The following is a 20,820-nucleotide window of genomic DNA, read 5'->3' on the forward strand; positions in this document are numbered from 1 at the left end:
ATACGCATAGTACAAACTAAAATAATCTCCTTAAAGATAGGCTTAAATCTACTATGCTAAGAATTCAGGTAAAGGTCTACCAAACCTTCGGGAGTGTTCACATGGATGGTCTTGGCTTTCCGATCCACCTTGGTAATGATCTCATCATTGACGGGGATCAAAAGTTCCTTCCCGTTTTTGTCCACCTCAAAAAGTTCCTGTGAGGCACTATCGTTGATGGCCTTAATGATCCCGATATCCCCATGGACCCCATCCATCATTGTGAACCCTATAACTTCATGGAAGTAAAACTTGTTGCCCGAAAGCGGTGGCAGCAAGGTCAATGGCAAATAAAGTTCCACGCCTATCAGTTTGTCCGCCGTTGGCTCATCCTTTACTTCTTCAAAATCGATGCGGAGCAGATTGGATTTGTGGAGACGACAGCGGTCAATAAAAAATGGAACCAGATTGTTTCCCAATGAAACAAATACTGATTCCATATTTTCGTATATCTCAGGTTCATCGGTATCGAGCTTGACCAATACCTCCCCCTTGAAACTATATTTTGAAACGACTTTGCCCAGGTAGAAGCAATCTTCCTTGCGCATCGTTCCTAAGTCTTATTCTTCTTCTTTGGCAGCTTCCTCAGCAGCAGGAGCTTCGGCAGTTTCTTCAACTGGAGCTTCTTCCGTAGCTACTTCCGCTGTTTCCTCGGCAACTTCTTCCACTACTTCCTCAACAGGGGCAGCAGCAGCGATTCTTTTTTCATTGGCTTCCTTCTCGGCTTCCAATGCTTTGGCCTTCGCTTCGGCATCCGCTTTGCTCAAACCATCTTTTTTGGACTGGATTCCTTTTTCCTTTTCTTCCAACCAAGCGTTGAATTTTTCCTCTGCTTGCTCTTCGGTAAGTGCACCTTTGCGCACACCGCCCAACAAGTGGTGCTTCAACAATACTCCTTTGTATGATAGGATGGCCTTGGCAGTATCGGTAGGCTGTGCACCGTTCTGCAACCATTTTACGGAAGTGTCCACATCCAAATCGATGGTAGCAGGATTGGTATTGGGATTATAGATGCCCAATTTTTCCAAAAATTTACCGTCTCTTTTTGATCTTGAATCTGCGGCAACCACCCAATAAAATGGTTTACCTTTTTTACCGTGTCTCTGAAGTCTGATTCTAACTGGCATATCACATTAATTTGTAGGGTGCCCGACCCTGGTTATTAATTCTTTTTAGTAACGCTTTTCGTCTAAGCGGGTGCAAATATACACTTATTTGTTTATAGCACGCGATAAAACAAAAAAAAGTTAAATGGCTTAACAATTCGCCCATATCCCGTTAAACCCATCTTAAACCGTTCCAGAAATTTTGGGAAGGCACTGATATCCCTTAACTTATAAATAGAAGTTGTCGAAAATCGACAGTCAGAACCTAAAAATGAAATGATGAAGTACACCGTAGAAATGTCAAATAAGTTGAATGAACTTTTGGAACGGACCTATGATGCAGAAAAAGGTTTTAAACAAGTTTCCGAAAAGGTAGATAACAAAACGCTCAAGGAATTTTTCTTGGACAGAGCCAAGCAACGGTTCAATTTTGGCCAAGAATTAAAATCTGAAATATTATCATTTGGTCAAGCTCCCGACAAAGGGGGAAGCACCAAGGGAACCCTTCACCGCTCGTGGATAGACTTCAAGTCACTGTTCACTTCCAACAATGAAGAGGCCATGCTAAAAGAGGTACACCGGGGTGAAAAGGAGGCCATAGCCACTTACAATGATATCTTGCAAGACAAGGACTTTGTATTGCCCCCATCCACAGAAGGCCTATTGATGCGCCACCGAAACGCCATCAGGGAGACCTTGGAAACGGCCGAAATTTTTGAATCAGCCGTTTCATAGGCAAAATACAGATATCAAAATCAAGGAAAGTCGGGAAACCCCCGGCTTTTTTTGGTTGATAAATCGTGAAAACTCGATTTTCCCGTGACTATCTTCTTCCGTATTTTTATCCATTCCTTTTTTTTCACCGAGAACCAAAGCCTATGTACCTGATCTTTGACACAGAGACCACTGGATTGCCCAAACGCTGGGACGCCCCCATCACCGACACCGACAACTGGCCAAGGTGCGTGCAGATTGCCTGGCAATTGCATGATGAAATGGGGCAATTGGTGGAGCACCAAGACTTCTTGATCAAACCCGAAGGGTTCAACATCCCATACGAATCGGAACAGATCCATGGCATCTCCACAGCCTTGGCAGAAGAAAAAGGAACCCCTTTCCATGAAGTCTTGCAGGCGTTCAACCAAGCTTTGGAGCGGACCAAATTTGTGGTGGGCCAGAACGTAGGGTTCGACATCAACGTTATGGGATGTGAGTTCCATCGAGGGAGTGTAGACACTCTTTTGACCCAGCTCCCCGTACTGGACACCTGTACCGAGTATACCGCAGAGCTTTGTAAAATACCAGGGGGACGTGGCGGCAAATTCAAGCTGCCCACCTTGACCGAGCTCCATGAGTTCCTGTTCGGTGAACCCTTTGCCGAGGCACACAATGCCACCGCGGATGTGGAAGCCACAACACGATGCTTTCTGGAACTGGTGCGGAAGAAACATTTCACTTCCGAACAACTGGACGTGCAACCCGATTATTTTGAGCATTTTTCTGAGGTCAACCCACAGGAAATACAACTCATCGGGCTCAAGCACATCAACCTAAAGGCCGCTTCCAAAAAAATTGCAGATGCCCTTTGGGCAAAAGACACCGGTGAAATTTCAGCAGAAGAAATCCAGGAAAACATTGAGACCCTGGAAGACGCTCCGTTTGCCCACCTGCACAACCATTCCCAATTTTCGGTACTCCAGTCCACAATCAACATCAAGGACCTGGTAAAGACCACCGCCCAAAACGGCATGCCCGCCGTTGCCCTGACCGACCACGCGAACATGATGGGTGCCTTTCACTTTGTGAAAGAAATCATGGCACACAACAAAAGTGTCAAAGAAAAGAACAAGGAACTCGAGGAAAAGGGCGAACAGCCTACCGAGAAGGAAATCACCCCCATCGTCGGCTGTGAATTTTTTGTCTGTGAGGACCACACCAATAAAAATGTAAAGGACTACGGTTATCAGATCGTGCTATTGGCCAAGAACAAGAAAGGCTACCACAATCTGGCCAAAATGTCCTCCATAGCCTACACCAATGGTTTTTATTATGTTCCAAGGATAGACAGAAAGATTGTGGAACAATACAAAGAGGATGTCATTGCCCTTACCGGAAACCTCTACGGGGAAGTACCCCACAAAATCCTGAATGTGGGCGAAAAACAGGCCGAAGAAGCCCTTTTGTGGTGGAAAGACCTGTTCGGCGACGATTTGTACATCGAGATCATGCGCCACGGACAGGAAGATGAGGACCGTGTGAACCAAGTGTTGGTGCAAATGGCCAAGGACCATAACATCAAATTGGTGGCCACCAACAACACCTATTACTGCGACAAGGAAGACGCTGAGGCCCACGACATTCTCCTGTGTGTGAAGGATGGTGAAAAACGCTCCACTCCCATCGGAAGGGGGCGTGGGTATCGTTACGGTCTTCCCAATCAGGAATACTACTTCAAGTCCTCGGATGAAATGAAGGAACTTTTCAAAGATGTTCCCGAGGCCATTTTGAACATCCATGAGATCATCGACAAAGTGGAAGCCTATGATCTGGCCAGCGAGATCCTGCTGCCCAAGTTTGGCATTCCCGAAGAATTCAAGGTACAGGAAGATGATGAAGATGGAGGCAAACGAGGCGAAAATGCCTATTTGAGGCACATCACCTACCAAGGGGCCGAAAAGCGCTACGGGGAAATCACCCCAGAAATCAGTGACCGTATCGATTTTGAGTTGGAGACCATCAAAAACTCCGGTTATCCCGGCTATTTCTTGATTGTGGAGGATTTTATCCGCGAAGCCCGCAATATGGATGTGTCCGTAGGACCGGGACGGGGTTCCGCAGCGGGATCTGTAGTGGCCTATTGTTTGGGCATCACCAACATCGACCCACTCAAGTACGACCTTCTTTTTGAGCGTTTCCTGAACCCGGACAGGGTTTCCATGCCCGATATCGATATTGACTTTGATGATGAGGGCCGTGGCAGGGTCATGGAATACGTGATCAATAAATATGGGGCCAATCAGGTGGCACAGATCATCACCTACGGCACCATGGCTGCCAAATCCTCCATTCGGGACACGGCAAGGGTATTGGACCTTCCCTTGGGCGATGCGGACCGTATTGCCAAGTTGATCCCCAACATGTCCAAACTGAACAAGATTTTTGGGGTTGAAGAAGCGGAACTCAAGAAAAAATTCCGATCGGACGAACTGGACAAGGTCAACGAACTGCTGAACATTTCCGAAGGGGAAGACCTGGAAGGCCAAACGGTGAACATGGCCCGTGTATTGGAAGGATCGCTTCGAAATACAGGGATCCATGCTTGCGGGGTCATCATCACCCCCGACGATATCACCAACTTCGTGCCCGTTTCCACCGCCAAGGATTCCGACCTTTATGTGACCCAGTTCGACAACTCCGTAGTGGAAAGTGCCGGTCTGTTGAAGATGGATTTCTTGGGACTGAAGACATTGACCCTCATCAAGGACACGGTAAAGATTGTGAAAGCCCGCACCGGCATAGATTTGGTTCCCGATGATTTTCCGTTGGATGATGAAAAGACCTATGAGCTTTTCCAACGGGGGGATACGGTAGGGATATTCCAATACGAATCGCCCGGGATGCAAAAGCACATGAAAAACCTGAAACCCACGGTTTTTGATGACCTTATCGCCATGAACGCCCTGTACCGTCCTGGGCCCATGGAATACATCCCCAGTTTCATCGCCCGAAAACACGGAGATGAGGAAATTACCTATGACCTCCCTGATATGGAGGAATACCTAAAGGAAACCTACGGAATCACGGTCTATCAGGAGCAGGTGATGTTGCTCTCCCAAAAATTGGCCGGTTTCTCCAAAGGTGATGCCGACGTTTTGCGAAAGGCCATGGGTAAAAAGATATTCGCCCTGCTCCAGAAATTGAAACCTCAGTTCTTGGATGGCGGGGAGAAAAATGGGCATCCCCGAGATGTTTTGGAGAAAATCTGGAAGGACTGGGAAGCCTTTGCCTCCTATGCCTTCAACAAGAGCCACTCCACTTGTTATGCCTACATCGCCTACCAAACGGCCTACCTGAAGGCCCACTACCCTGCTGAATATATGGCGGCGGTGCTATCCAACAACATGAACGACATCAAACAGGTGACCTTCTTTATGGAGGAATGTAAACGCATGGGCTTGGAAGTTTTGGGGCCTGACGTGAACGAATCCTACTATAAGTTCGCCGTGAACAAGGACAATGCGGTCCGTTTTGGGATGGGCGCCATCAAGGGCGTGGGTCGTTCCGCCGTGGAGACCATTGTGGAACACCGAAAAAAAGACGGTCCGTTCAAATCCGTATTTGACCTTGCGAAGCGTGTGGACCTGAGGGCCGCCAACAAAAAAGCTTTCGAGAACCTGGCCCTTGCCGGCGGTTTCGATTCGTTTGCCAATACGCACAGGGCCCAGTATTTCCATCATGATGGTGATGGCATCACCTTCTTAGAAAAAGCCGTGAAGTATGGTTCCAAATACCAAGAGAACGAAAATTCATCCCAAGTGAGCCTCTTTGGCGATGCCAGTGAGGTCCAGATTCCGGAACCCATCGTACCGCCTTGCGAGGATTGGGGCACCATGGAAAAACTGAGACGGGAAAAGGAAGTCGTGGGCATCTATATCTCCGGGCATCCTTTGGATGATTTCAAAAAAGAGATCACCGCGTTCTGCAATACCAGTGTTTCCGCTTTCCAAAATCTGGAAGAGTATGTGAACCGGGAACTGTCCGTGGCCGGGGTCATCACCGACGTGCAGCACAGGGTCTCCAAGAACGGTAAGGGCTGGGCCCTTTTCACCTTGGAAGATTATACGGATTCTCACGAATTCCGCATTTTTGGCGAGGAATACCTCAAGTTCCGCCATTTTTTCATGATCAATTCCTTTGTCTATGTCAAGGCATTTGTACGCGAAGGTTGGGTGAACCGAGACACGGGCAAAAAGGGGGAACCCCGATTGCAGTTCAACGATTTCAAACAACTGCAGGACGTGATGGATGCCTATGCCAAGAAACTTACCATCAAACTGGACCTGGACCGTCTTCAGGAAAACCGCATACAGACCTTGAAGGACACCTTGCACCTGCACAAAGGGGAACACCCGCTCAGTTTTGAGATCTATGAGATGAAGGACGAGATCAAACTCAAACTATCGAGCCGAAAACAAAAGGTAAAGATCAACAGCGAACTGCTTTCCGAACTGGAAGCCCATGAGATCCATTACAAGTTGAACTAGACCTATAACTATTGCCAATGGCGCGATAATCAAAACGAATGCCGTGGGCGTAAGTTAGATGGACAATAATTGACTAACTTTGCATAACGATAAAACAAATAAGATGGCACTAGAAATAACAGATGCGACTTTTGACGAAGTAGTTTTGAAAAGCGACAAACCTGTCCTTGTTGATTTTTGGGCAGCTTGGTGCGGACCTTGTAGAATGGTCGGCCCGATCATTGAAGAAGTGAGCCAGGAATACGACGGCAAAGCTGTGGTAGGTAAAGTGGACGTTGACGCCAACCAGCAGTTCGCTGCCAAATATGGTGTGCGTAACATCCCCACTGTATTGGTCTTCAAAAACGGTGAGGTTGTCAATCGTCAAGTAGGGGTATCTCCCAAAAAAGTATATACCGAGGCCATTGATGCGGCCCTATAAATAGGTATTGAACGTCGATTTTAAAAAAGGTTTGGCAAATGTCAAGCCTTTTTTGTTTTATATTTCCAACACGTATGGATATCAGATCGGAACTTCACAAAGCACAACTTTTCCAAAATCTGGAGCTTTTGGCCCACCAGATCGTTGAAGGTTTCATCAGCGGTATCCACAAGAGTCCATTCCATGGGTTTTCGGCCGAATTTGCTGAGCATAAGATCTACAACCCTGGGGAGAGCACCAAACATATCGACTGGAAGCTGTTTGCCAAAACGGACCGCCTCTACACCAAACGGTATGAGGACGAGACCAACCTGAGGTGCCATATGATCTTGGACAATTCGTCCTCGATGTACTACCCCGAGGTGAAAAACCTTTCACTGGACAACCTCAACAAAATTGGTTTCGGCGTACTGGCCATTGCCGCCCTCATGGAACTATTGAAGAAACAGCGGGACGCCGTTGGTCTGAGCATCTATTCGGACACCTATGACTTCCATGCCCCTGAGAAAAACAGCGAGAGGCACTTCCAAATGCTGTATTCCAAGTTGAACGAGGTTGCCACGCCCGAAGGAACAAAGGACACGAAGACATATACCTTCCTCCATCAAATTGCCGAAAAAATGCACCGCAGGAGCTTGATATTCCTCTTTTCGGACATGTTTCAGACGGAGACTGAAGAAGCGAGGCTCTTCGAGGCCCTTCGCCATTTAAAATACAACAAGCACTCCGTGGTGCTATTTCATTTGCTGGACCATACCCATGAAATCGATTTTGAGTTTGGGAATGCCCCCAAACGTTTTGTGGATGTGGAGACCGGGGCACACATCGACCTGTATGCAGATTCCATAAAAAAAGCCTATTCGGAAAAAGTGGCCCAATACCAAGAAGACCTGAAACTCCAGTGTGCACAGTACCAAATCAAATATGTGGATGTGGACATCCGTTCCAGCTTCTCAAAGGTGTTGAATTCCTTTATGATCGAGCGCCAAAAATTTGGTTGATTATATTTTTAAAAAATGTTTTGCCGAATCGGAATTGAGAATGTATATTTGCACTCGCTTTAAAAAAGCAAATGAACAAGATTTGAATCTGGCTGTTGCCAGAGTCGATAAAAAGATAAAATCATTGGTCTGGTAGTTCAGTTGGTTAGAATACCTGCCTGTCACGCAGGGGGTCGCGGGTTCGAGTCCCGTCCAGACCGCTTGGAATATTTCCAAATTTACACAAAAGCCTGTAAACGAGATGTTTACAGGCTTTTTTCATTTCCATTGACACCAAAAAACATCAAAAAACACCATCCAATAGGTGCCTAATTCGGTGCCTCTCAAGGTTTCATTTTCAGAGGCACCTCCATCGCTGTAATTGACTGTTTTATAATTTATTGCAAGGATTTGTTAACATTTATTTAAGACCCTTTTTTGTACCTTCAAAGTGTTAAATCAATACTATTCTTATGTTTTCAACAATCAATGTCATCTTTTACCCAAAGAGAAAGGTAGTTAAAGAACCCAACAAATCCATTATTTATGCCCGAATTACACTGGATGGGAAACGTGCTGAGTTCAGCACAGGCAAACAAATCGAACTAGCCAGATGGGATGCCGACAATTGCAGGGTCCGTGGCAAAGGCCCAGAAATACTGGTGTTGAACAGATTCTTCGACACCTTGAAAGCCAAGTGTGTTTCCATCTATGACGAGCTGGTCCGCAATGAAGAATACGTGGATGCCGATACCGTGAAGAACATCTTTTTGGGCAAGGGCCAAAAACAGTATATGATCTTGGAAATATTCCAAGATCACAATGATCAAATGGAAAGTTTGATGGGCCGAGAATATTCCGCCGGAACTCTTCAGCGATATAAAGCCGCTAAATCGCATATCTCAGATTACATAGTGCACAAGTACCAAAAAAAGGATTTTCCGCTTAAAAAGCTCGATTATGAGTTTATAACGGGTTTTGATTATTATTTGAAAAGTAAAAAAAAGGTTTCACACAATACAGCGACCAAATATATCGTCAATTTCAAGAAGATTGTACGCATCGCCTATGCCAACCAATGGATCGATCGGGATCCTTTCTTCCACTGGTCGGCCAGTTGGAAACAAAAAGAGCGTGAGTTCCTGACCCATGAGGAACTGGAAGCGATGTTAAAGCAAGAATTTGAATTCGAAAGATTGGACACAGTGCGGGACATGTTTTTATTTTGCTGTTATACTGGACTGGCATTTGGCGATATCGAAAAGTTGACCAAAGATGATCTGGTCAAGGACATCAAGGGAAACAAATGGATCAAGACCAAAAGGAAAAAAACCAAAGTTCTGAGCAGTATTCCACTACTGAGCATTCCCGAGGCCATTATCGACAAGTACAAAGAACATCCCAGAGTAATCGAAAAAAAGACATTGCTACCGGTTTACACGAATCAGCGCACCAATTCTTATTTGAAAGAAATTGCCATGTCATGCAAGATCAAAAAGACATTGACCACTCATTTAGCCAGACATACCTTTGCTACGACCGTGACCCTTTCCAATGGGGTACCCATTGAGTCAGTGAGCAAAATGCTTGGTCATACCTCTTTGAAAACGACCCAAATCTATGCCAAGGTATTGGACAGTAAAATTTCGGATGACATGGAAAAATTAAAAAATGACCCTACCCTATTGGAATTTGCCAAGTCCATTTGATTTTTAATACACTTGCCTATTACTTGTCCAGATATGGGACACCCATTTTATTTGCATCAGTTTGCGAATTCCCAAAAAAATGAAATTTTAAAAATCCCTGTTTATTAATTGTTTTATTTAGTTTGTATATGTTTTATATAAGATACCAATGCTTGTTCACTGCTTGTCTCGATTTTGGTACAGTATAGGTACAAGACTTGTCCCAATTTTAAATAAGTTGAGTTTATTAATTTTGATGTGATTTGAAGGTTTTTCCTTTTTCACCAAGGATTAATCAAAAATTTACACTCTTTCAGATTAATCCACTCAATACAATTTTCAGGATGAATTCTTACTTCATTTTGGGCTATAAAAATGAAATTTATAGCCCAAATTATTGATTTTTCTGAGCCATAAAAGAAGGTTAATACTGAGAATAGCCAATCTGTTAATCAAGCCTATACAAAAGTGACTATCACATTATGATAATACTAAGCTTCAACAAGAAGATTTGACTTTTTCAAATGATTAATTGATATCTCAATAAATCTATCATCTGAAAAAAGGGTTTTCTTTCTATCACTCCATTCGTTCAATTCCTTTTTAATGGAGTCCTTATCTGAAATATTTTTAGTTTGAGAGATGTAGTCAACGGTTGAAAGAAGCTCCAAACCGAAAGAAGAATAGAATCCCGTCAAGAATTCATTGGTCCTTGAAACAATTTCCTGTAATTCCAAATGCTCCTTAATATAATTTTCAACTTCCCTCTCTGAGTCCACCAAAAGGTTTAGCTGCTCAAAAGGCTTTTTATCTTTTCCTGCAAAACCCATTATATAGCTTCCGTTCAGATAATTTAATACATGCCTGACCTTACCTGAATATGGTCCATAAAAATTTGCAGAATAATTCAACTTGAAATGTTCTTCAGCTCCAAATCTTTGGAGAAAATAACATAACTTTTCACTGGCAAACTCAGATACAAACTCACCATTTTTAACCAATTCAAAAAGCATAAATAGCAACATCGCCCTAGCCGGCGTCAACTGCACCCTTTCCTTCTTCAAGTACTCCTTGACATCAGCATTGGGTTCATAAACGGTTACTTCACAATCATCAAGTTCACCAAGCTTTTCATTAATAATCTCTTTGACTTTATACCATTGCAATCCTCCATTTCCACTACCAAGAGGAGGTATCGCTATAGATTTTATCCGGTTATCTCTGATAACATTTAAAAGTTCACACAATCCTTTTTCGATATAGATATACTCAGAGGGACTTTTCCAATGTTTTTTTGTCGGGAAATTGATTATAGTTTTCTCACCAGTTATTACATTATGGTCTGTAACAACTAATAGTTGCCCAATATTAAACTCTTTTTTATCACAAAGTTCTTTATACAATTTATAATTTGTGGGGAACAGCTTTTTGAATTGCAACGCTATACCCTTTCCCATTACACCAACAGTATTAACTGTATTAACAAGCGCCTCAGCATCACTATCAAATAAGTTTCCGGTAACGTATCTTATCATAATTAAAAATAAAAGGACTTTTTCACAACAATCTTTTCTGAGGCAACCCCCATACCCAATAATTCTGCCTCTGCAGCCTCATCATAAACTGCAAAACCTAGTATATCTGCAAATTGAAGATCGCTCTTTATTAAAAACTCAGCTTCTTTCCTTCTTTTAAGATCCAAGTCTCCCTCATCTTTCCAAAACTTAGCCTCTGTTGCCCTAAAATCTACTTGATCTTCAATATTAGCAATATCTTCAGGAACATAAAATTTTGTAAACCTATCCGTTGCATGTCCGTCAGTATAAACATAATCAATATTTGTATCAATTACTTTCTGTATACTACTAACACAATATACTATTTTACTAGGATGTAATGCCGTAACACCGTTATACCCATTCTGAATTACATAAAGCATTGGGGTTCTATTTCCCATATAAAAGGGTATATACTCCCCAAGAAAATCACCATTAGGCATAGGAAATGTATTTCTTGTGCCAATTAAACTACTATCCCCTATTGGTTTAAAGCTTTTATTTGAATTTAGGGATGTCTTGTGAGTTATTCCGTAATTTATAATATGTGGAATGTTCTCGATGTGAGTCATTCTATATATATAAATCTTGCTTAAATTCATTTTTTTACCCTTAAAAATTTTTGAGACCCATTTACTAATATAGTTACGACAATAACTTAAGGGATTATTTAAAAACTTCTTTATGGTTTTATACTTTTTAACTTATTACAGTTCTATTGCAAGTTAAATATTATTTCCTAGCATTCAGCACTAAGGAATTTTCATAAGGCTTTCTTTTTTGTTTTGCTCTGCAAAAGAAAAATGTAAAGCAAGAGGATAGCACGCTAGCGCGGTGCCATAGATTCATTTTCCTTCGGAAAAGCCCATTTTTAGTGGATTTTTTGAAAATATTGATTAATGGTATTTACATCATTTTTGATGAAAAAATGCTCTCAGCCCAGTAAAATCAATCAATTTTTGATGAAAAAATGACTGTTCAGTGTTTAATTTAGGTGTTGTTTTGTCTACAATATTTTGACCATATGAAGTTTATAGATTGATATTGTTTTTAGCGTAAAAATGCTCTCAGGCCAATAGAATCAAGGAATTTTTAGCGTAAAAATCAAAATTCAGTTGCTTATTTCGGGCAAAAATCCTTTTACCATTCCTAGATTATTCATCTTCTTTAGCCTTCTTTTCCTTCCGGTAAAATAGGTTCAAATGGTCCATCAATGCTTCTTCCCCGACTGGCATCAAACGGTTGGCGATGGTCATCGCCTGATGGATAAATTCCTCTTCGTTCCTTTCCATGACATCGTCAGAGCCAAGATCGGGGTTTATTGCCCTCATGGAAAGGTATATCAATGCGCGCACGGTCAACAACAAATCGGCATGACCGTCAAGGTAAAAGAAGGTGGGTTGGAACTTTTCCTTGAACCATGGGTGTGGAACCAAGGTAGGGGAATGATCATTTGAGTGGTGTCTCAAATCCTTTAGGAGCTTTTCTTCGTTTGGGTTCATGATGTGATGTATTTGAATTGATTTATGGGATTATCTGTTTTCAAGTTTCGTTAGCATTTCGTCCAGTTTGTCCACATAATACATTTGGTTATCTGGAAGGATACAAAGTACCAGTTCCAATACTTGGGTGATACTATCCTCCTTTGATGCATTATTGTTTTTAGGGGCCAACATCATCCCATCACCATCAAGTGCGAATACACAGAGCTGCAATAGGCTTCTGATCTGCATCAAAAGGTGGTTGTTGTCCCTGACCTCGAAGTACACATGGTTTCCTTTGGGATCAATGGACTTTTTGTTACTCAACAGTCCGGTAAGATTTTTTCTAAGATCTTGTATATCCTTCAAGGTTTTGAGTTGCTTCTTTTTCTGTTTCATTGTTGACGTTTTTGAGTTGACAGTCATGTTTATTCTTTTAAAAGGAGTTTTTCTATTCGGTCGTAACTGTCCAACTGGTCATCTGGAAGAATATTTATGACCAATTCCAGTATGGTGATCACTGCATCATCCTTGGATAGAAAGGGAAGTCTTGGGGAATCCAATTCGTTTTCATTGTCAATGGTGGACATGCACAGCCTTAATAGGCAAGCGATGACATAACGCAATTCTGAATTGTTTTCCACCTTGAAAACTACTTCTTGGACTTGCGGTTCATCTTTTCCATGATACCTTCGTTTTCTTGGGTTCAACAAACCAATCACTTTGTCCAATAGTTCCTTTTCATTGCTATGGCTTTCCTCGCTCTTTTTCATGGCTTCTTTGTTAAGTGGTGGTTTCATTATCGGAAAGCATGAGTTCCCGCATTTCATCCAGAAAGTTGCCTTCTTCCAAGGGGATGAGGTTCTTTGCAAACTCCAGTACGGTCTTTACATCCTCCTTGATGTTTTTGATGTCCAAGGTCATATCGCACTGCTCGTCCAAAGCCAGGATACATACATTGAGGGTCGATCTTAAGGTATAGAAAAGGGAAAAGTGACTGTGGACATATACATGGTTGAGATAATATCCTTTTTTGGTCCTTCGATTTGAAGGTCTCATCATTTCAAAGTTTTCCTTGCTCAATTGCTTGATCGTGTCCAATAGGTTGGGGCCTTCTATATTTTGGGTTTCGAGCAAAGCCTTTCTTTCGCTTGTAATAAGGGTCTGTAAAAGTTCAAGTTCCTCTTCAAATAATTGCCTGATCTCATCCAAGAAGCATTCAAGCTTTTGTTCCAAAATGTCCAACTGAGCCTTTTCAATATGGAAGGAGTTTTCATACCTTGAACTGGAATAGGCCCTATCCAATAGTTCCAACAATTCCATCTCCTTGTTGTCTTCAAGATTGAACATTCCCTTTGTTCGGAAAATGTTCCTTTCCATGAACTTTTGATGGATTTCTATCTTATGGCATATTTTGACCTTTCCGCAGAGAAAGCCTTCCAGTACTCGGTATCCCAGTTCGAACCCTTGGTGGGCCATAAAGGCAGCTTGGGAAAGGTTGTTATCCGACATGAAGTATTTGAACCCCTTCTGAAAAGCAAAACTGCCTTCCAAGGATGTCCGAAAATCCTTCTCAATGTGTTTCTGGACTTTCTCATTGGTAAGGTCTTCATGTTGGTTCCAAGGAAAGCCAATTTCCCGATTTCCAAATATGAGATGTTCGGTCCGACAATGGTTGATGAAAAACAGGTTTCCATTAGCCAGTTCTGTTTTGGCGTAATCATGGGAAAAGAGATTGTGGAAATGATCTTGATGGTCAAGGAACAACCCTTGGATAATGGGAAGGAACTTGTTGTTTATGTCATTTTTGGGTGCATCGATGATGATGTTCCACCTGAATTTAAAGGGGTTCTTTTTTTTGAGGCCCTTATTCAGATAGACCTGTACAACCTTCGGAATTACTTTGATGATATCCGATAAAAGCCCCTGTATCTGTGGGGCGAACTGTTTCTTTCTTTGTGCTAAGGAATCCATATGTCGAAGTTTTAAGGTGAATTTCATTCCATTCGTGTAGAATTTCTATACCAATGTATAAAATAAATACTCTTTTTCTATACGAATTGGATAAAATTTTATATAGGTGTATCTAAAATCTATCTTTATGTATCAAAATTTTACATTCACTCTATAATGACAGACCTAGGATTATATTTGGCCAAAAAGTCCATCAATAAAGCGGAAGTTGCGAGAAGGACAGGTATAAGTAAATCAAGGATAAGTCAATTGAGTTCCAACCCGACCACGAAACTAAGGGCGGAGGAACTCTACCTTATTTCATTGGCCATTGCTATTGACCCCTGTGAAGTAATGAAGGAATTATATGGAGATGTGAAACTTCCAAATTGACCTTATGCCTCGCTCAGTAAATTAGTTTCGGTAAGATTTGGGCTTGCAGCACTTCGCTTTGCTTCGTTCGCTCTCAACAATTAATTCAAGACTTCATAAAAACAAGCAGATTACATAAAATTTCCAGAATTAGCTCAAACATCAACTTTTTACATTATAAAATTGCAGCAGCCCATTAAATGTCAACTGCATCTTAATTTCAGACCACAATGCTGATTCAGATAAAAATTTATAAAAAATGTCTTGACTATTGAAAATGTTCAATTTAGATATTTAACTTAATTTTAAATTTTTCTGGAATTATTAATATTTTACTTACAACTAAATGTCTGTGTTAATGAGTAATGCCACCGCCAAAAAGAAGGAATTATTGACCACTGAATCAACATCCTCAAAAAAAAACACATCTGAGCGAGTTAAAGATACTCATACAGAAGAATTGATAATAGGAATTTGTGCTCAAATTGGAGCCAAAAAGAATGAGGTTATAGACAAACTTAAAGCCTATTTAAAGGAATTTGACTACAAGGTTGAAGTTATCAAACTAAGTAAAACCATTTCTGACAACATCTTTGAAACGGAAAATCAACCCTATAAAACTGCAAAGTTTTGCGAATACAACCAAAAAATAAAGACTGGCAATGATTTAAGAGAAAAACATGGTAATGATTATCTAGCAAATGTTGCTATAACTAAAATTGCCAAACAGAAAAAAGACGAATTTGGTGTAAAGACACAAAAGGATTTTAGTAATATTAAATCACAGAGGATATGCTATATTATTGATTCAATTAAGCATACCGATGAGCTTTTAACCTTTAGAAATGTTTATAGGGAGATATTCTATTTGATTGGAATATTCACCCCAAAAGATGAAAGAATTAATTTCCTTGCAGGCACAGAACTATCACAAAAGGAAGCTGAAGAACTTGTTGAAATTGATGAATACCAAGAAGATTTATCTGGTCAACAAGTCAGAAAAGTGTTTATAGATTCAGATTTCTTCGTTAGAGTCAATGGAAATGAAAACGACAAATTAGAGAGGAATATTGAGAAATACATTAATTTGATATTTGAGTATGGGATGGAAACACCAACGATAGAGGAAAGGGCCATGTATGAAGCAAAATCAGCTTCTGTCAATTCTTCATGTTTATCAAGGCAAGTTGGAGCTTCAATTGTCTCTTCAAATGGTGAGTTGATTTCTATAGGTTGGAACGATGTTCCTAAAGCGGGAGGTAATTTATATTCCGGTGAAGATAAAGTAGATCACAGGTGTTTTAATTCCAAAAAATGTTTTAATGACGAAGAAAAAAGTAAGCTAAGAAAGTTAATACTTAATAAGTTCAAAGAAGGAGTAAAAGATAAGATTGAAAATGGTGGATTATTCTCAAAAGAAATAAAAGAAAAACTTATTGATGGATTAGAAGAAAAAATTAATTTTGAAATCAATAAAAATACCTCTAATTTACTAGAGAGTATTCTTGAAAGTTCATCAATTAAGAATTTAATAGAATTTTCACGATCTGTACATGCTGAGATGCATGCCATAATTAATGCTGGACATTTAGATGGTAATAAAATAAAAGGAGGAATTTTATTTTGTACTACTTATCCATGCCATAATTGTGCAAGACATATAGTTGCTTCCGGAATCAATAAGGTATATTATATAGAACCATATATCAAAAGTAAAGCTCCATTACTACATGAAGATTCAATTACAGAAAAAGAAGGTGAAGTACAAATGTAACCCTCCCTTTTCTCGGACCATTGGTTAGACAACTTTTGTTTGTTCTTCCAAGCAAGCTTGCTTGGAAGAGAATTCCTTTTCATAGCGTTCCGGGGTGATCCCACCCAAGGCTTCATGCGGCCGTTTCATGTTGTAATCCTTTATCCATTCCTCGGTCAATATGCGTACCTGTGAAATGTCCTCGAACAGATGTGCGTCAAGCACGTCCTGTCTGTAAGTACGGTTGAACCGTTCAATGAACCCGTTCTGCATGGGCCTTCCCGGCTGGGTGTACTGGATGTCTATCCCTTGGGCCTCGCACCATCTCGTGAAATCGAGCGCAAGGAACTCGGGCCCGTTGTCCACCCTGACCCTTTCGGGCCTACCGTGTTCCCCGATGGCCCTCTTCAATACCTGTACCACGCCCATGGCAGGGAAACTGAACTCGGCCTCCACGCCGATGGCCTTCCTGTTGAAGTCATCGATGATGTTGAAGGTCCTGAACCTTCTCCCGTGCACCAATGAATCGCTCATGAAGTCCATGGACCATGTCATGTTCGGACCATCGGGCAGCACCAAGGGCTCCTTGACCCGCTTGGGCACCCTCTTTTTGGTCTTTCTCCTCAAGTTCAGGCCCAGCATCAGGTATACCCGTCTGACCCGCTTCCTGTTCCATTTATGGCCTTCCAGTCTTATCCGCTGATAGTATTTGTCCTGTCCTTCCCTTGGCTTGGCCACGGAAAGTTCCAGCAACTTGTCGATCACCTCACCGTCATCTTTCACGGAGCGGTAATAGTACATCGACTTTGGGAACGTCAATGTCCTGCAGGCCCTGGTGATGCTTACCCTGTAATATTCCCCCAGGTAGGCCACCATGTTTTTCCTCTCACCGGAGCCTACCACTTTTTTGAGAGCACGTCCTTGAGCATCTTGTTGTCAAGGGCCATGTCCGCATACATCTGCTTGAGCTTGCGGTTCTCCTCCTCAAGTTCCTTCAGGCGCTTGAGCTCGAGGCTGTCCATCCCCGAATATCGTTTCTTCCAATTGTAAAATGTGGCCTTGTGGATGCCCATATCCCTACAGATCTGGTCCACTTTGACCCCTGATTCGTGCTGCTTGATGCAGGATACGATCTGGCTCTCGGTAAACTTGGTTCTCTTCATAATATCTGACTGTTAAAATTAAACTTTTTGTCTAATTTAGACCAGTCCGACTTTTAGGGAGGGTTACACAAAAAGTTAAAATCTTGTTTTTTGAAGGAGTTTCACCAAGAGGTTATTTAAGGTTTTTTACACAAACACGAGAGCGAAAATTTTCAGGCAAATACGTGACTGGAGATAAAAAAACCCTTAAGCCTATAAATAGTATGACATTACAAGCTTTAATTTATTTAGAGTCTCAGGCTGCATTAAGGATTCAGCAAACAAGTTAATACCATCGACATGGAAACAAACAAAGGAAAAGTTATTTCAGTAGAATTTAAAAAAGATATTTCTACTACCTCAAAAACTAGTGATCATTTTACAAATTCTCCTACCATAAATCTTAATCGAAGAGAATTGGATAATATGGTAAATGAAGTTGCTTCACTCGTAAAAAAAAGAAACGATTAATGACTTTGAACACTTTAAATAATATTTAGTTTAAATTTTAATAAATCTTGGTGGACCCGTTAAATTCAGTAAATAATGTTTACACTCTTTTGGGGTAGCTAGTAATCTTGTATGCTTAATCATTATTCCTAATGTTCCATCATAGGATAAATAAACCTGTCTATCCTCCAGTCCACTCCACCCGAACAAAATATCCATCAATAAACCCACAGCGCTTGAAGCAAGTACCCCATTAGACCATACTACTTGTGGATTTCCTCCTACATCACCATATTTCATGGCTTCAATTTCCAATTTTTTGTCTGTAATGAACCCACAACAACTCATACAAAAATCTCCTGGTAATGATAAAATTAACTGGCCAGAAATCGAAAAATTATCATTGGATTTATGAATATCCATACCAATATCAATTAATGGAATAAGATAACGTCGTGCCTCTGCTTCAAGTTGTTGCCTTTCAACAAAAGAATCAACACACCCGATAATAATATCACATTTCTGCAATTTCTCTGGTTCTTCTTGCCATCTTTTCTGGACTAGTTCAACATTGGCAGTTGGCAATACATCTTTTATTACACGTTCGGCTATTTCTACCTTTCTTGTACAATTTTTAATATCTGAATAATTCGCACCTACTAACCTGTTAATATTACTTTCTTCAAATCTATCACCATCAAAAATCACTATATTTTCAAATCCGATATGTGCCAACTGAAGACCAATGTGAGACCCCCCGCCCCCATATCCAACAATACCAATGGTTATTTCCTTTAGAAGTAAAAGAGAGTCCTCACCTAAAAACATTTGGCGTTTATTTCTTTCTAATTCAAGTGAACTTTTAAATTTATCTGAAAGAACAAAATTCATGGGGTATCCTATTTCCTCATAAATATTGGGCTCAATAAAACATTGATAATCACTCGAATAAACATTACAAAATGCCGAGTTTTTACTTAAGATTAAATATCCATGCTTTTCTTTGGAATTTATTCGAGAAATGCTTTCCATCATAGGAGGAATTCCTTCCGCATCACTTAAACTTTCATATGGTTTTCCACTATGGGCATGAATATGCACATGAAAAACGCCACACTTTTCCGTAAGTGCCGTTTGCATAATCTTTCTTATCGCTAAAGAATTAATCCGAGCACCAACACTTTCATCTTGAACATAATCTTCATCTGCTACTGGGCAAAATTTATATGCAATAATCAATTCCTGTGTTTGTGTCACACATAAACGAGTTAATATAAACCCAACCCTTTCGTATGCATGATCATGGTCCCTTTCTAAATCCTTTACAATCTCCTTTCTTAATTGTTTAGGCAACTTAAATTTAATCTTCTTCATCTTTCCAACGCTTTTAAATGAATGCTTACCATTTCTAATAAAGTCAGTCCTGATTTAGTTTTCCATGAAATGGCAAACCAATTTCTACCAATAACTCTTAAATTTCCATTCCAATTTCTCGCAGGACAGCCTGAAATTTGGGAAGAGAAAAATAATCTACATGGATAGCCACTATGTGGAGTAGGACACAATAATGCTTCTATTATATTTGGCACACATCCGTCTGGCAGCAATAATTTTTCAATATAAAAAAAGGTATACCCCCCTTCTTGAATAATTTTCAAGTCGGGAGCTACCTTTTTCAGTTCATCAATTTCTTTTTGGGCAAAACTCATACTTAAGAAGAATGTCCATCTTTGGGATGTGATATGAATTCCTCTCCTCCTTTAATGACAATCATTTTATTGTCACTAATAAGTTTGATTTGTCCATGAACAATTTGTTCAAGTTCATAGTCGATAGGAACACCTCCAATACCCTTCAACTCTGACCCGGTATATTTTCCTCTTTCCAATTCATAAGGTTTGGTATCAATGAAAATTGAAACCAATGCAGGGATGGCCTTCTTAGAGTAAAAATTCTCAATACCTGGTCTGGCTAAATCTACCTTTGCATTATTTAATATAATCTCATCTTCAAAGTCTCCTTTTATCTTTAAAAACACTTGTTCATCATCACTCAGAGACCCCAAGTTTTTGATTTGTAGCCCTGTAATGAACTGTTCATTCCAGCTTACCATTTTGTTGTCAATCTTAAACTTTAGAAGTGGCCTAACATAAAATTTTTCAATACCTGGTCTAGCCAAATCAACCTTAGTATCATTGGAAATCAATTCATCATCCCACGGATCAACAAGAGACAGAAATAATTCCTCCTCAATATTAATACCCGCTAAATTTTTTAATTGTTCCCCAGTGATAAACTGATCGTACCAATTGTATTCAATTTCTTGAATTAAGAATTTTAAATACAATTTCCTTTCTTGATTTTGTTTTTTTTCTGCTTTCATTAAAAGAGATTTTTTAATTATACTCATTCATCAATCAAGTAACCAATGGAGTATGCATTGACAACAAGTGCAGAATTATTTAACATCTCTTAGCAGAAGTAAAATTTACTTACCTTTGAAAGAAATGAGGGAATTACAAAAGAACTGCAATTTTTTTTTGTAAAAACGAACCAACGTTAACCCTTTCCGCCCATTAAGTACCGCTATACTTTTTGGGCGTTTTTCATTCTTA

Annotated in this window: 21 protein-coding genes and 1 tRNA gene; 9 read left to right on the forward strand and 13 right to left on the reverse strand. The window is 40.6% G+C overall.

Translation table 11 applies throughout. From position 1 onward, the window contains the following. Positions 1–56: 56 nt before the first annotated feature. Together rimM and DB398_RS13785 are read right to left on the reverse strand one after the other, a co-directional pair. Positions 57–587: a ribosome maturation factor RimM gene (rimM, locus tag DB398_RS13780; RefSeq protein WP_108425026.1), complete on the reverse strand. Its 531-nt coding sequence runs from the start codon at positions 585–587 to the stop codon at positions 57–59. A gap of 12 nt (positions 588–599) precedes the next feature. Further along, positions 600–1,166 carry a 30S ribosomal protein S16 gene (locus DB398_RS13785; protein ID WP_108425027.1) on the reverse strand — a complete coding sequence of 189 codons (567 nt, stop codon included), beginning with the start codon at positions 1,164–1,166 and terminating at the stop codon, positions 600–602. A 258-nt stretch (positions 1,167–1,424) separates the two neighbouring features. Between DB398_RS13785 and DB398_RS13790 the strand changes: the two genes are divergently transcribed. The 6 genes from DB398_RS13790 (at position 1,425) to DB398_RS13815 (ending at position 9,519) form a co-directional block, all read left to right on the forward strand. After that, positions 1,425–1,880, forward strand: coding sequence for a ferritin-like domain-containing protein (locus DB398_RS13790; protein ID WP_108425069.1), 456 nt, complete (start codon positions 1,425–1,427; stop codon positions 1,878–1,880). Between the two features lie 143 nt (positions 1,881–2,023). Continuing rightward, the gene (gene dnaE / locus DB398_RS13795) at positions 2,024–6,409 is read left to right on the forward strand and encodes a DNA polymerase III subunit alpha (RefSeq protein ID WP_108425028.1); all 4,386 of its coding nucleotides are present in this window, start codon (positions 2,024–2,026) and stop codon (positions 6,407–6,409) included. A gap of 103 nt (positions 6,410–6,512) precedes the next feature. Further along, positions 6,513–6,830: a thioredoxin gene (trxA, locus tag DB398_RS13800; RefSeq protein WP_072877983.1), complete on the forward strand. Its 318-nt coding sequence runs from the start codon at positions 6,513–6,515 to the stop codon at positions 6,828–6,830. A gap of 74 nt (positions 6,831–6,904) precedes the next feature. Then, the gene (locus DB398_RS13805) at positions 6,905–7,831 is read left to right on the forward strand and encodes a DUF58 domain-containing protein (protein WP_108425029.1); all 927 of its coding nucleotides are present in this window, start codon (positions 6,905–6,907) and stop codon (positions 7,829–7,831) included. A 126-nt stretch (positions 7,832–7,957) separates the two neighbouring features. Then, positions 7,958–8,031 (forward strand) — tRNA-Asp (locus DB398_RS13810). Between the two features lie 252 nt (positions 8,032–8,283). Beyond that, positions 8,284–9,519, forward strand: coding sequence for a site-specific integrase (locus DB398_RS13815; RefSeq protein WP_108425030.1), 1,236 nt, complete (start codon positions 8,284–8,286; stop codon positions 9,517–9,519). A gap of 470 nt (positions 9,520–9,989) precedes the next feature. Here DB398_RS13815 and darG read toward each other — a convergent pair whose 3' ends face one another. The 6 genes from darG to DB398_RS13845 all read right to left on the reverse strand — a co-directional run bounded on the left by darG (position 9,990) and on the right by DB398_RS13845 (position 14,509). Next, positions 9,990–11,033: a type II toxin-antitoxin system antitoxin DNA ADP-ribosyl glycohydrolase DarG gene (gene darG / locus DB398_RS13820; protein WP_108425031.1), complete on the reverse strand. Its 1,044-nt coding sequence runs from the start codon at positions 11,031–11,033 to the stop codon at positions 9,990–9,992. A gap of 2 nt (positions 11,034–11,035) precedes the next feature. Beyond that, a complete protein-coding gene (gene darT, locus DB398_RS13825; protein WP_108425032.1) occupies positions 11,036–11,656 on the reverse strand; it encodes a type II toxin-antitoxin system toxin DNA ADP-ribosyl transferase DarT in 621 nt (206 codons plus the stop codon). Between the two features lie 552 nt (positions 11,657–12,208). Further along, positions 12,209–12,556, reverse strand: a complete 348-nt coding sequence (locus DB398_RS13830; RefSeq protein ID WP_108425033.1) for a hypothetical protein — start codon at positions 12,554–12,556, stop codon at positions 12,209–12,211. A gap of 30 nt (positions 12,557–12,586) precedes the next feature. Further along, positions 12,587–12,934 (reverse strand): hypothetical protein, encoded by a 348-nt coding sequence (locus tag DB398_RS13835; RefSeq protein WP_159076441.1) that lies wholly within the window; start codon positions 12,932–12,934, stop codon positions 12,587–12,589. A gap of 29 nt (positions 12,935–12,963) precedes the next feature. Beyond that, on the reverse strand, positions 12,964–13,335 hold the full coding sequence (locus tag DB398_RS13840; RefSeq protein ID WP_108425035.1) for a hypothetical protein: 372 nt from the start codon (positions 13,333–13,335) through the stop codon (positions 12,964–12,966). Further along, the gene (locus tag DB398_RS13845) at positions 13,319–14,509 is read right to left on the reverse strand and encodes a hypothetical protein (RefSeq protein WP_159076442.1); all 1,191 of its coding nucleotides are present in this window, start codon (positions 14,507–14,509) and stop codon (positions 13,319–13,321) included. Before DB398_RS13845 ends, DB398_RS13840 begins: the two co-directional genes overlap by 17 nt. A gap of 156 nt (positions 14,510–14,665) precedes the next feature. Here DB398_RS13845 and DB398_RS13850 point away from each other — a divergent pair, with 156 nt between their 5' ends. Together DB398_RS13850 and DB398_RS13855 are read left to right on the forward strand one after the other, a co-directional pair. Next, entirely contained in the window at positions 14,666–14,881 is a 216-nt protein-coding gene (locus DB398_RS13850) for a helix-turn-helix domain-containing protein (protein WP_108425037.1), read from the forward strand. 337 nt (positions 14,882–15,218) lie between these two features. After that, complete coding sequence (locus tag DB398_RS13855) at positions 15,219–16,634, forward strand: anti-phage dCTP deaminase (RefSeq protein WP_159076443.1); 1,416 nt, start codon at positions 15,219–15,221, stop codon at positions 16,632–16,634. A gap of 24 nt (positions 16,635–16,658) precedes the next feature. On the opposite strand, the gene DB398_RS13860 is transcribed toward DB398_RS13855, so the two are convergent. Both DB398_RS13860 and DB398_RS18470 read right to left on the reverse strand, forming a co-directional pair. After that, positions 16,659–17,489, reverse strand: a complete 831-nt coding sequence (locus DB398_RS13860) for an IS3 family transposase (RefSeq protein WP_234416293.1) — start codon at positions 17,487–17,489, stop codon at positions 16,659–16,661. A 20-nt stretch (positions 17,490–17,509) separates the two neighbouring features. Continuing rightward, positions 17,510–17,776 carry a transposase gene (locus DB398_RS18470; protein WP_199913404.1) on the reverse strand — a complete coding sequence of 89 codons (267 nt, stop codon included), beginning with the start codon at positions 17,774–17,776 and terminating at the stop codon, positions 17,510–17,512. A 279-nt stretch (positions 17,777–18,055) separates the two neighbouring features. Here DB398_RS18470 and DB398_RS18375 point away from each other — a divergent pair, with 279 nt between their 5' ends. Then, complete coding sequence (locus DB398_RS18375) at positions 18,056–18,226, forward strand: hypothetical protein (protein ID WP_159076444.1); 171 nt, start codon at positions 18,056–18,058, stop codon at positions 18,224–18,226. 30 nt (positions 18,227–18,256) lie between these two features. Here DB398_RS18375 and DB398_RS13865 read toward each other — a convergent pair whose 3' ends face one another. The 3 genes from DB398_RS13865 to DB398_RS13875 are packed head-to-tail and all read right to left on the reverse strand — an operon-like array spanning position 18,257 to position 20,588. Next, positions 18,257–19,579 (reverse strand): HesA/MoeB/ThiF family protein, encoded by a 1,323-nt coding sequence (locus DB398_RS13865; protein WP_199913405.1) that lies wholly within the window; start codon positions 19,577–19,579, stop codon positions 18,257–18,259. Next, positions 19,576–19,914: a hypothetical protein gene (locus DB398_RS13870; protein ID WP_108425040.1), complete on the reverse strand. Its 339-nt coding sequence runs from the start codon at positions 19,912–19,914 to the stop codon at positions 19,576–19,578. Before DB398_RS13870 ends, DB398_RS13865 begins: the two co-directional genes overlap by 4 nt. 2 nt (positions 19,915–19,916) lie before the next feature. Next, entirely contained in the window at positions 19,917–20,588 is a 672-nt protein-coding gene (locus tag DB398_RS13875) for a multiubiquitin domain-containing protein (protein ID WP_159076445.1), read from the reverse strand. Positions 20,589–20,820 lie beyond the last annotated feature (232 nt).

Origin of the sequence: Flagellimonas amoyensis, assembly GCF_003058265.1 — a bacterium.
GTDB lineage: Bacteria > Bacteroidota > Bacteroidia > Flavobacteriales > Flavobacteriaceae > Flagellimonas > Flagellimonas amoyensis.